The organism is Xenorhabdus vietnamensis (assembly GCF_002127535.1).
GTDB lineage: Bacteria > Pseudomonadota > Gammaproteobacteria > Enterobacterales > Enterobacteriaceae > Xenorhabdus > Xenorhabdus vietnamensis.
Window position 1 is genome coordinate 78,779 of sequence record NZ_MUBJ01000019.1, and the last position, 12,312, is coordinate 91,090.

The following is a 12,312-nucleotide window of genomic DNA, read 5'->3' on the forward strand; positions in this document are numbered from 1 at the left end:
ATTATTTTTATTCGCGAGGCAGATGACGGTAGATATATACCACACTCACTACAGTAAAGACTAGTGTCAATGCCGTTAACCCGAACACTTTAAAGTTAACCCAAATATCCTGAGGCAGCCAGAAAGCGACATAAATATTTGCGAGTGCACAGGCAACAAAGAAGACAGCCCAAGCCATATTCAGCTTGTTCCAGACAAAATCGGGTAATTTTAACTCCTTACTCAACATCCGTTGAATTAGCGGCTTCTTCATAACCCATTGGCTGATAAGAAGAACAAGAGCAAAAATGCCATAAATTACAGTTACTTTCCATTTAATGAATAGATCACTGTGGAAAGCTAGTGTCAGTGTGCCGAAGACAGCAACCATAATAAATGTAATTAAGGAGGATTTTTCAACTTTACGATAAATTAGGTAACTAATGACAAGGGCTAATCCTGTTGCGGCAATCAAGGCGCCAGATGCATAAAAAATATCATACATTTTGTAGACGATGAAAAAAACGACCAGTGGCAAAAAGTCTAAAAGTTGTTTCATAAGTTGAATCCATTGTGAAGTCAATAATGGCATGTTTTTGAATTTGTGCCAGAGTGTATCAGATCTCAATGAAATGGTTTATTTATCAGGGTAAAAAAACATTTTTTCATCTATTTGTGTAATTTTATCATAATGAGCGAAAAATTGAGTGTGGGCGAGGGAACTTGTGAGTTTTCATTTAACAACGCATTATCGCATTATAATGTGCTCCATTTTCACGAAGGGACATAAAGGCCATGTTGTGGAAAAGATTGCATCGCTGGATGCCAGGTTTGGGAAGTATTTGTCATTATCGTAGAGAATATCTTAGTTATGATATGCGAGCGGGACTCTCTGTGGCTGCGGTCGCACTGCCTGTTGCAATTGCTTATGCTGAATTAATGGGGGTTAGCGCGATTATTGGTTTATATGCCTGTATTTTACCAATGTTCGCCTATGCTTTGTTCGGTACATCTCGACAGTTGATTGTTGGGCCTGATGCAGCGACCTGCGCTGTTATTGCCGCAACTGTTGTACCATTAGCACATGGAAATGAGCATGTCCGTTGGCAGCTAGCCATAATTATGACGTTAATGACGGGATTTTGGTGTATTTTGGCCAGCCATTTCCGACTTGGTGCTTTTGCTGACTTTCTATCTCGCCCTATTTTGAAAGGCTTTATTAATGGGGTAGCGATTACCATCATCGCTGATCAACTTGCTAAAGTTTTTGGCTTGTCTGGTTTGCCAGAGGAGTTGATCGAACGATTGATTGCACTTCCTCATGAGTTATTAGAATCTCATTGGCCGACAGTGGGGATGTCAATAATTACGTTGTTAGTGTTGCTCAGTGTGCGTTTCCTTCGTTCAAGCTGGCCTGCGCCACTGGTGGCAATGATTGTATCGACTTATATCAGTTGGCAATTTGAACTCAGTGAATATGGTATTCAGGTTGTTGGTAATATGGGGAATGGTTTGCCCATTGTACCAATGCCTGAGTTTAAACTTAGTGAAATACGTGATTTGGTCGTTCCTTCTATTAACTTAGCAGTAATCAGCTTTGTCAGTTTTATGATGACTGCTCGTAGTTTTGCCAGTAAAAATGGCTATCAAGTTGATGCGGATTCAGAACTCAGAGCATTGGGAATTGCCAATATCGCTGCATCATTATCACAAGGTTTTGCTGTCAGCGCTGCTGGTAGCCGTACTGCTGTCAATGATGCACTAGGTGGTAAAACGCAAATGGTGTCTGTGATTGCCGCTTGTACTATCTTGCTGGTATTGCTGTTTATGACAAATTTTCTGGTGTATATCCCTTTGTCATCACTGGGAATAGTCTTAATATTTTCCTCATGGTCCTTATTGAGTTTTAAGAATATTTGGGCTTATCGAAAACGTAATCGTCAGGCATTTACACTGTCAATTTTCACGTTGATTGCCGTTTTATTGGTAGGTGTGATCGGTGGTGTCGGCTTCGCTGTTTTGTTGGGGTTATTTCAGTTTTTGCGGATAGTTTTTCGGCCTTCGGATCAATTGTTAGGAGTAAATGATCAGGGGATGGTTCGCTCCATCCATCAAAATAATGATGTCAAACCTGTAGATGACATTATGATGTACCGTTTTAACTCTCCTCTCACTTATTTTAACGTTGGATATTTTAAAAAACGGGTGTTACAACATGTGAATAGTGCTGTAAACAGCCCCGTATGGTTAGTAGTCGATGCGACGGTTAGTTTTACTTACGATGATGTCAGTGTTTTTGCTGTTCTGGACGAATTAATTACAGAATTGAAAGGGAAAGGGGTGACACTGGTTTTGGCGGGACGTAGAACAGAACTGAATCGTTGGATCAAACAAAATAAATTAAGTCGTAGTGATGAAGATTTGATAGTCGTTCCTGATCTCTACTTTGCCATTCGTTTGATTCAAAGTAAGCGGCAAGCTGAGGGAAAACAAGAAAAGTAATTGTGGTTCACTCAATGGCAGTTCACCCCGCAGTACTGGAGCAAGGTGAACTATTTGGCGTTTATTGCACGCCGTTTGTCATTTTAGTTTGTGGTTTGATCAACATATACAAACGGAACAGATAAATCAGTAGCAGGGATGATAATAAATTGTCCAGCACTGACAGTAAAATATTGGGCATTTTAGCCGCCACAAGAGCCAGTATTAGCTTGGTGGCAAGCCATAACAGCACAGCAGGGATCAACAGTCTCAGATTGCCGAATGCCAATCTCCAACTATTTTGCATGGAAGAAAAAACATTTTTACCCTTTTCAAACAAGAAAATAGGAGCAAGTGCGAAAGCAATAGAAAATAGTATTCCTGGCAGGAGCATCAAAGCGTAACCAATTTGAACCAACAGGTTACAAATTAATATTAGCAAAAACATCTTGGGTAGCAGTGTCATTGATAATATGCTGGCGTGAATGGCATTGGTTTTCTGGCCGTTGGAGACGGCATTGATGAGTACCAACATACTGGCAGTAAGTAAGGTATTGCCGAATATACCAGTAAATAAAATCCCGAACATTGTGCGTATTAATATGAGTTGTTCATCTGGCGTTAATTTCGCCACAAAATGTTGGATTCCTGTATTGCCGGACTCTCTGACGATATTTTGTATTTCTTCCAATAACTTGAGTTGTTCACCATTCGGCATTAGTAAATGCCCCAGCAATGTTGTCACCAACGCGGCCAAGGCAGAGAGGGTGACAATGCTCAACAACTGATTCTTTAAAAAGTTGATGCTGTCACGATACAGGGTATTTGCCGTGATGGGCATGAAAGTGGCTCCTATCAAATAAAACAACAATATTACCCAATTGTACCTTGTTCGAGGGATTATTGGATACCTAAGATTTGGCTTTTGTCTCTATTCTGTAACTTGAAGCTATAAGGAGAATGAGTGTTCTTTTTTTGCTCATGCTCTAATCTGGGGCTTTATAGAAATGATAAATTTATTAACACATGTTTAATAAATTTATTATGAATTGGAATATTGGATAGATATTTTTTAATATGAAATTTCTATTATTATTTATTGTTGGTAATTCAAAAGTTGATGTTAAAACATAAATCATGGATGGCAATAAAAATTATACTAAGAAAATTTTGATTTGGATCAATTTAAAATATCCTGCAAATGAAATAATAAAAATGTAAATACCTTATTTTGCCAAAAATATTTAAAATATGTGATCGGTCTTGGATCGTAACAGTAAACAAACAGGTATATTTTTGATTGTTTTAAAACCACATGAATGGGATGGATAATGAAAAAGATTTCTGCGCTTGTATTGGCTGCGGCTACGTTAGCCCCGTCATTGGCTTTTGCCCATGAAGCGGGTGACTTCTTGTTCCGTACAGGTACAGCAACGGTAAGGCCACATGCCGGTTCTGATAATGTATTAGGGTTGGGATCTTTTGATGTCAATAATAATACTCAGTTAGGTTTAACTTTTGGTTATATGATAACCGACAATATCGGTGTTGAGTTATTGGCAGCGACACCATTTCAACATAAAGTCAGTTTACCTGGAGTAGGGGAAATAGCTGAAGTTAAACATTTACCACCAACTCTAATGGCACAATATTATTTTGGTAACACAGAAAATAAATTACGTCCTTATGTTGGGATTGGTATTAACTACACAACATTCTTTAGCGAAAAATTTAATAATAATGCAACTGTAAAGGCTGCTAATTTAAATAGTCTGGATTTGAAAGATTCTTGGGGTGTAGCGGGTCAGGTTGGTCTGGATTATAAACTAGATAAAAACTGGGTGCTGAACACTTCACTTTGGTGGATGAATATTGAAACTGATGTGAAATTCAAAGTCGGTAATACAAATACAGAATATAAAACCCGCCTTGATCCATGGGTCTTTATGTTCGGGGTTGGCTACAGTTTCTAACTGTTTGAATATTCGAAAAAAAATAATGTTGAAAATAGTGTTGAAAAGAAGTAATTAAGCTACGTGTGTGTTTGACATAAGAGATAACCAATGGGGCGTGGTTGCCCCATTTTTATACAATTTCTATTTTTAACGTTAGCTGTCAGTAAGATTATAATTGTGTAGCATTCTTCATGGTGCGAACAAAAAACATTAATTTTTCCAGCATGATTTTAGGTTGATGCAAGTTATCTTCAATGATTTTTACGATGGCAGAACCTGAAATCGTACCCGCTGTACCACTGTTGAGAGCGGCTGTGATCTGTTCGGGTTCTGAAATGCCAAAACCTTGTAAAGCAGGGGGCGCGTGATGTTCTTTAAGTTTATTAATAATATGGTTGAGTGGCTGCTTCGCGCGATTTTCACTACCGGTCACTCCCGCCCTTGACAGCAAATAAGTATATCCTCGACCAAATGAAGCGATTTCACGTAATAAATCATCATCTGCATTAGGTGGACAAATAAATATCGGCGCAATACTGTGCTTTATGGCCGCTGAACGGAAAGGAGATGATTCGGATAATGGCACATCAGCAACAAGTACGGAGTCAACCCCCGCATCTTTGCAATAACGGTAAAACTCATCAATTCCATTGTGAAAGACAAGATTGGCATAAACTAATAAGCCAATCGGCGTGTCAGGATGTTTAGCCCGGATTTTAGCCAGCAGGTTAAAGCATAATGTGGGAGTGACCTTGGATGATAGCGCACGTAGATTGGCATTTTGGATAGTTGGGCCGTCAGCAAGGGGATCAGAGAATGGAATGCCTAATTCAAGTGCATCAGCACCACCTGAAATTAATGCATCAATAATTTCTAACGACAATTCGGGATTGGGATCGCCGAGGGTGACGAAAGGAACAAAAGCACCTTGATTTTGGCTTTGTAGCTTCTTAAAAAGTTGTTCGTAACGTTCCATCAGATTTCCCCCCTGGATTTTAAAATATCGTGAACGGTAAAAATATCTTTGTCACCACGGCCAGATAAATTGACAATTAATACTTGTTTTTTGTCTGGAGCCTGATGGATCATTTTCAAGGCATAGGCCAATGCATGAGATGATTCCAATGCAGGAATAATGCCTTCATTGCGTGAGAGGTTCTGGAAGGCTTCTAAAGCTTCATCATCAGTAATTGAAACGTAATCGGCCCTACCGATGCTATTTAAATAGGCGTGCTGGGGACCAACGGAAGGAAAATCCAAACCAGCCGAAATAGAATAAGATTCTTCAATCTGTCCGTCTTCTGTCTGCATAATTGGCGCTTTCATGCCAAAGTAAATCCCTAATTTTCCGTGTTTCAATGGGGCACCATGTTCTCCGGTTTCGATACCGTGTCCTGCTGGTTCAACACCGATGAGACGAACATCATTTTCTGGAATAAATTCAGCAAACAAACCTATGGCATTTGAGCCACCACCAATACAGGCAATTACTGCATCGGGTAGACGGCCTTCTTTTTCCATAATTTGATTTTTGGCTTCTTCACCAATCATCCGCTGGAATTCTCGTACCATTGTTGGATAAGGATGAGGGCCAGCAGCGGTTCCCAATAAGTAATGTGCCTTTTCATAGCTACCAGACCAGTCACGCATTGCTTCGTTACAAGCATCTTTTAAAGTTGCTGAGCCGCTGTGGACAGGGATCACTTCCGCCCCCATCAAACGCATACGAAAGACATTGGGTGATTGACGTTCAATATCTTTTGCTCCCATATAAATACGGCATTTTAGCCCCAACAGGGCACAGGCCAGAGCGGTTGCTACGCCGTGTTGACCCGCACCTGTTTCAGCGATGATTTCGTTCTTTCCCATTCGTTTTGCCAACAATGCTTGTCCTAAAACCTGATTGGTTTTATGAGCACCGCCGTGGAGCAAATCTTCACGTTTCAGGTACAAACGTGTTTTTGTTCCTTTAGTCAGGTTTTGGCACAGAGTTAAGGCAGTCGGTCTACCTGCATAATTTTTCAATAGATCCTGAAATGTATGCTGAAATTCAGAATCTCTTTGAGCATCAATAAAGGCTTCTTCTAACTGATTAAGTGCAGGGATTAAAATTTGAGGAACAAATTGTCCACCAAAGTCGCCAAAATAAGGATTCAATTTACTCATTATTCTACTCATCCATTTCTTGTCTGAAAAATTAGTGATAGCAGCGTATTTGTTGAAAAACCTGCTTGATTTTTTGACTACTTTTGATACCCGGGGAAACTTCGACCCCTGAGTTAAAATCCAGCCCATAACAGCCAAATGCTGCTGCCTGATGACAATTGTCAGCATTCAGACCTCCGGCCAGGAAACTGTTATGTTGAAGTCGTGGATTGATTAACTGCCAGTCAAACGGTTTTCCTGTTCCTCCTGATCCATTATCCAGCAATAAGTGATCAACATTGGGTATTTCGGAAAACTCCGCAGCTTTAGACATATCAATGGCTTTCCAAATCTCACAATGTTCAGGTAGCACAGCGCGCAGTGTGTTGATGTAGTTTTCATCTTCATGCCCATGAAGTTGAACCGCAGTAAGTGAAAGTGTTTGGGCTATATTACTGACAAAATCAATGGATTGATTTTGAAACACCCCAACATATTGCAGAGAGGCTTCATTGATGATTTGCTGGGCTTTTTGCAGGTTAATTTTGCGCGGTGATTGTTCGGCAAAAATTAAACCGCCGTAGACTGCTCCCATATGCAACGCAACTTTGGCATCTTGCGGGCGAGTCAGACCGCAAACTTTGTTGTCACCGAAGATCAGACGCCGTAAAGCGAGATCTAAATTTTGTTGTACCATTAAGGAGCTGCCAATAAGAAAACCATCGGCAAATTGGCTTAATTCCCGTACTTGGCGATGCTGGTGGATACCGGATTCACTGATGACTATAGTACCTTCGGGTAAGCCAGCAGCCAGTTTGCGCGTACGATCTAAGTCAATGGATAAATCACGGAGATCACGATTATTGATACCAATAACTTTTGCGCCTAATGCCAATGCCCGTTGCTGTTCATCTTCATTACTGATTTCGGTCAGTACTCCCATGCCAAGACTGTGTGCCAGTGATGACAGTTCGCAATACGTGGCATCATCAAGAACGGAGAGCATAAGTAAAATAGCGTCGGCTTGATAATAACGAGCGAGATAAACTTGATAAGCATCAATAATAAAGTCTTTGCACAAAACAGGTTGATGTACGGCAGAACTGACCATTGTTAGAAAATCATAGCTGCCCTGAAAATATTTTTCATCGGTCAAGACAGATATTGCGGCGGCATAAGGCTGATAAGTTTTAGCAATGCGAACAGGATCGAAATTTTCACGAATTAACCCTTTTGAAGGGGATGCTTTTTTGCATTCCAAAATAAAAACAGTTTGTTTATGGGTTAATGCCTGATAAAACCGACGGTGACTTGGCACAATAGCATCAATAAAGCTTTCCAACGGTTGTTCTGCCTTACGAGTAATCAGATATTCCGCTTTATCATCAACAATTTTCTGTAATACGCTGGTTTTCATGATTTAGTCCTTTCCGCCAATGCTGTTACTTTTTCATAAGCCTGGCCGCTGTAAATAGTATTGAGTACTAATTGAGTATTTTCTCGTAGATCTTCATGCCCGTGAATCTTCATTAAAAGGGCCACATTTGCCGCTACGGCATCGGCATGGGCTTTATTACCGCGACCTTGTAATAACATTGCCAGCATGTTGCGATTTTCTTCAGGTGTTCCGCCTTTCAATGAAGATATTGGATGGTTTGGTAGACCAAAATCAGTTGCTGTTAACTGATATTGGTTGATTTCACCGTGATTGAGTTCTGCAACATGGGTGGGCGCATGTAAGGCAACTTCATCCATACCTCCGCTGTGTACAACGGCGGCACGCTGATAGCCCAAGGTTTGTAAGGTACGTGCTATAGGCCCAACTAATTCAGGGCTGTAGACCCCAATGAGTGATACGGGAGGACGAGCCGGATTAATTAGCGGGCCAAGAACATTAAATATTGTTCGCGTTTTTAACTGTTGTCGAACTTGCACCGCATGACGAAATCCACTGTGATATTGAGGAGCAAACAGGAAACAGACACCAATGTTATCCAGAGCACTGCGTGACTTCTCGGCACAGGTATCTAATGCAATGCCGAATGCGGCTAATAAATCAGATGATCCGGATCGACTGGAAATACTGCGGTTTCCATGTTTTGCTACTTTGAGGCCACAGGCCGCAGCAATAAAGGCGCTGGCTGTAGAAATATTGATGCTATTTGTGCCATCTCCACCTGTGCCGACGATATCACAAAATGTGTAATCAGGGCGAGGAAAGGGAGCTGCGTTTGCCAAGAATGCTTGAGCTGCGCCTGCAATTTCTTGTGGCTGCTCACCACGCAGTTTCAGGCTAATCAATACAGCAGTCAGCTGCACATCGCTTAGCTCACCATGAATAATCGCGGTGAATAACTGCTGGCTTTCTTGCTGTGTCAGTGTTTTTTCACTGAATAATTTGTCAAAAATCAACTGCATTTTCCCACCCCGTCAAGTTTATGTCTTTAATTCGATGCCCTTAAACCCGATATCTTTAAATTCAATGTCTTTAACTCAAGATTTTTAATTAAGTGCCCATGCCAGAGTCTGCTCAAGCAGCTTGGCTCCTCGCGTGGTCAAAATAGATTCGGGGTGGAACTGGAATCCACAAACTTTATGTTCATCATGACGTACAGCCATCACTGTATCGCCACATGAGGCAGAGACAATGAGAGTTGTTGGTACGTGTACAGCCGTGAGGGAGTGGTAACGAGCGACAGGCAACGGATTTGGCAGACCGGAAAACATGCCTTTTCCATCATGTGTGGCTGGTGTTGCCTTACCATGCAAAATTTTCTGGGCTGCGGAGACTTTTCCTCCATAGGCTTCAATAATCGCCTGATGTCCAAGACAAATTCCGATAACCGGAATCTGGCTTATCACGTGTTTGAGCAACTCCGGCATACAGCCTGCCTCTGATGGTTTTCCCGGACCGGGAGATAACAGCAAAAGAGGTGATTTCATTTCATTGAGTCTGGTAATAATGGTGTTTGTTGAAACCGTATTGCGGTAAATAACGACATGGTGACCATGAGTACGTAGCTGATCCACAAGGTTATATGTGAAGGAATCAACATTATCGAGTAGGAGAATATTAGCCATTAGAATGATACCTCCGCATGATGGGCTTGCGTAATTGCGCGAATAACGGCTCTGGCTTTACTGTGAGTTTCATCTACTTCTGACTGGGGAACTGAATCCAATACCACACCGGCTCCCACTTGAACAGTAGCTTGGCTGTTTTCCACATAAGCAGAGCGAATCACGATACAGGTATCAAAATCTCCCTTGCCAGTGAAATAGCCGACAGCCCCGCCATAGCTTCCACGTCGTTCTCCCTCATGTGCTGCGATGAGTTGCATGGCCCGGACTTTAGGCGCTCCTGTCAACGTGCCCATATTCATACAGGCTTGGTAGGCATGGAAGATATCCAAATCATGGCGGAGTGTACCGACGACACGGGAAACAAGATGCATAACAAACGAATAGCGATCGACTTTGGTTAAATCGGCAACATATCGACTGCTTGGCTCACATATACGCGCCAAATCGTTGCGGGCCAGATCAACCAGCATCACATGCTCTGAGATTTCTTTAGCATCAGTGCGCATTTCCAGTTCAATTCGGCTATCGAGATCGGCATCCAATTCCCCATTGTCATCACGTCCGCGTGGACGAGTACCAGCTATCGGATAGATTTCAATCTGACGATTGCTGGCATCATATTTAAGAGCGCTTTCTGGTGAAGCACCAAACAGGCAAAAGTCCTGATCTTGCATGAAAAACATATAGGGGCTTGGATTTTGTTTTTTCAATGCATGGTAAGCGTTCAGCGGAGAAGGGCACGGCAAAGTGAAACGACGTGATGGAACCACCTGAAAGACGTCTCCCTGACGGACTGATTGCTGTAGTTTCCGCACGATATTTGCGTATTGCTCATCACTTTGATTGCAGTCAATAGTGACGTTGGGCAATGTGGCAGGCGGAAGAGGTGGAAGTGGTTCTGAAATGGCAGAGGCTAATGTTGTTAAACGTTCTTGAAGGCGTTCTTTCTCTGAATCGGATTCGCCAAACAATGAAATTTGCAGACGTGAATGCCCATGCCGGTGATCGATCACCAATAGCGTTTCTGCGAGATAAAAACAGAAATCAGGGCAGTGTTGGTGTTTTTTTACCGTGGGTAATGGTTCAAATCCAGCGACTAAATCATATGCAAACAGCCCACCAACGAAAATGGCATCGGGTGATTCTGAAAAGGATGCCAAAGCTGACAGGGCACGAAGTGCGTCAAAAACTGAATCGGATTTTAGCCGACTGTCTTCGTCCAGATTGTGTTCAGTAGAAGGAAATTGCGCTCGCATAACCTGCGATTCCATATTCAATTGGGCTTTTTCTGCAAGTAAAGCAGCGAGTATGGGAAGCAGGTTTTGGCCATTTTGAGTGAGAGCTTCAAAAGTAACCTGACGCTCGTTGGCTGTAATGCGCATGGCACTGTCAATGATCAAAATGCTTTTGATATTATTTTTGCTCTGAATTTCAGCAGACTCCAGCAATAACGTCGCTGGACGATTGCTGCAAAGTTGGTGAAAAAGCAGAGTTGGATCTGTCTGATAGAGAGTATCCATTTGATTTATAGAAATATTAAATTCTTTACCAATCATCTTCATCCCTCGTTGCTAACTTCTATCCACAAAAAAATTACGTTATGAGATATCAATAAGAAAATAGTTATAAAAAAACCCGCCTTTTTGGGCGGGTTTCGGCACTTGCGTATCTGTACTTATGTGCGTGAGCCAACCGCCCTGAATGGGAAGTTGTGCCACCAATGACTGATTTGCATAAATACGATCATTTTAGAGTGCCTCATTTGTTCAATGATTTTTATAGAAAATCTTTCAATCAACCTGTGTACTAGTAGACTGGAACATGTTTAACTTGTCAATGGTTTTTTTTTTGATGTCTGTAGCAGTGAAGTCACCTGAGAATGTAGATAAAATACTAATACTTTCTTTTATTTTGGTTTTACTAGTACTACAGCCGTAATTGCGCTGTAAGCCGATGATCTCCCCGGCGGCGATAGTGACATAGTTGCGCCCGGTATTGATGCCGCCGTCTCCAGTCTGACCAATGTAAAATCTGTTCTATTGTCTTTCCCGCTTTTTCCATCAGTTTTGACAGCAGCTTACGCAGTTCCGCTACACTGAGCGGAACCCGGCCTACCGGTGTTTTTTTTCTCCTGTACCCGCAGAACCGCCAGGACTGCATGGGCCAGTAACGACAAGGTAATATGTCGGTGCCAACTCTGCCATCGCCGCACTTCGTAGTGATCCAGCCCACATTCCCCTTTGGTTTCCTCAAAGCCACTTTCGATTTCCCAGCGACAACCCGCAACCTGAACCAGCGTATTAAGATCCGCCTGTTCTCTCAGGGCATACACCACATAGTAAGCCCGTTCCTGTCTGCTATCCCGGCTGCGCCGAACTAACAAATAATGACCATAACGTCGATCCTCTTCACTGAGCTGTAAACGCCATAACGGCACGACAGCCCAGTCATACTCACGCTCACCTTTTGTCCCCGTTCCCGCTGACCGTGTTTTCCAGTCAGCGGCGGTCAGGGTATCGGCAATCCGGTCAGCACGCATATACTCTGGCCCTCGCCACCATAAGGGGGTATTGCAGGGAATGGCTAACACGAAGGGCTGGTATCGGGACTCCAGCCAGACTCTTAGACGACGGTCACGGCCATAAACTTCATCCGCGGTCACCCAGCG

At 42.4% G+C, this 12,312-nt stretch carries 11 protein-coding genes and 1 other annotated feature; of the genes, 2 read left to right on the top strand and 9 right to left on the bottom strand.

Going from position 1 to position 12,312, the window contains the following annotated elements; all coding sequences use genetic code 11:
* Positions 1–7: 7 nt before the first annotated feature.
* Complete coding sequence (locus Xvie_RS15260) at positions 8–538, bottom strand: septation protein A (RefSeq protein WP_086110112.1); 531 nt, start codon at positions 536–538, stop codon at positions 8–10.
* Positions 539–774: 236 nt separating this feature from the next.
* Between Xvie_RS15260 and Xvie_RS15265 the strand changes: the two genes are divergently transcribed.
* Positions 775–2,481 (top strand): SulP family inorganic anion transporter, encoded by a 1,707-nt coding sequence (locus tag Xvie_RS15265; protein ID WP_086110113.1) that lies wholly within the window; start codon positions 775–777, stop codon positions 2,479–2,481.
* A 61-nt stretch (positions 2,482–2,542) separates the two neighbouring features.
* Here Xvie_RS15265 and Xvie_RS15270 read toward each other — a convergent pair whose 3' ends face one another.
* Entirely contained in the window at positions 2,543–3,301 is a 759-nt protein-coding gene (locus Xvie_RS15270) for a YciC family protein (RefSeq protein WP_086110114.1), read from the bottom strand.
* 490 nt (positions 3,302–3,791) lie between these two features.
* Here Xvie_RS15270 and ompW point away from each other — a divergent pair, with 490 nt between their 5' ends.
* Entirely contained in the window at positions 3,792–4,433 is a 642-nt protein-coding gene (ompW, locus tag Xvie_RS15275) for an outer membrane protein OmpW (protein ID WP_086110115.1), read from the top strand.
* Positions 4,434–4,584: 151 nt separating this feature from the next.
* Here ompW and trpA read toward each other — a convergent pair whose 3' ends face one another.
* The 7 genes from trpA to Xvie_RS15310 all read right to left on the bottom strand — a co-directional run.
* Positions 4,585–5,391 carry a tryptophan synthase subunit alpha gene (gene trpA / locus Xvie_RS15280; RefSeq protein ID WP_086110116.1) on the bottom strand — a complete coding sequence of 269 codons (807 nt, stop codon included), beginning with the start codon at positions 5,389–5,391 and terminating at the stop codon, positions 4,585–4,587.
* Positions 5,391–6,581 (bottom strand): tryptophan synthase subunit beta, encoded by a 1,191-nt coding sequence (gene trpB, locus Xvie_RS15285; protein WP_086110117.1) that lies wholly within the window; start codon positions 6,579–6,581, stop codon positions 5,391–5,393. Before trpB ends, trpA begins: the two co-directional genes overlap by 1 nt.
* 31 nt (positions 6,582–6,612) lie before the next feature.
* Positions 6,613–7,977 (bottom strand): bifunctional indole-3-glycerol-phosphate synthase TrpC/phosphoribosylanthranilate isomerase TrpF, encoded by a 1,365-nt coding sequence (gene trpCF, locus Xvie_RS15290; protein ID WP_086110118.1) that lies wholly within the window; start codon positions 7,975–7,977, stop codon positions 6,613–6,615.
* Positions 7,974–8,978, bottom strand: a complete 1,005-nt coding sequence (gene trpD, locus Xvie_RS15295; RefSeq protein WP_086110119.1) for an anthranilate phosphoribosyltransferase — start codon at positions 8,976–8,978, stop codon at positions 7,974–7,976. The genes trpCF and trpD overlap by 4 nt, the downstream gene beginning before the upstream one ends.
* An 84-nt stretch (positions 8,979–9,062) precedes the next feature.
* Positions 9,063–9,641 carry a glutamine amidotransferase-related protein gene (locus tag Xvie_RS15300; protein ID WP_086110120.1) on the bottom strand — a complete coding sequence of 193 codons (579 nt, stop codon included), beginning with the start codon at positions 9,639–9,641 and terminating at the stop codon, positions 9,063–9,065.
* On the bottom strand, positions 9,641–11,200 hold the full coding sequence (locus Xvie_RS15305) for an anthranilate synthase component 1 (protein WP_086110121.1): 1,560 nt from the start codon (positions 11,198–11,200) through the stop codon (positions 9,641–9,643). Before Xvie_RS15305 ends, Xvie_RS15300 begins: the two co-directional genes overlap by 1 nt.
* Before the next feature lie 69 nt (positions 11,201–11,269).
* Positions 11,270–11,370: a sequence feature (Trp leader region), on the bottom strand.
* Positions 11,371–11,721: 351 nt separating this feature from the next.
* Positions 11,722–12,312 (bottom strand): IS701 family transposase (locus Xvie_RS15310; protein WP_139838866.1); only part of this gene is annotated, 591 nt, incomplete at its 5' end.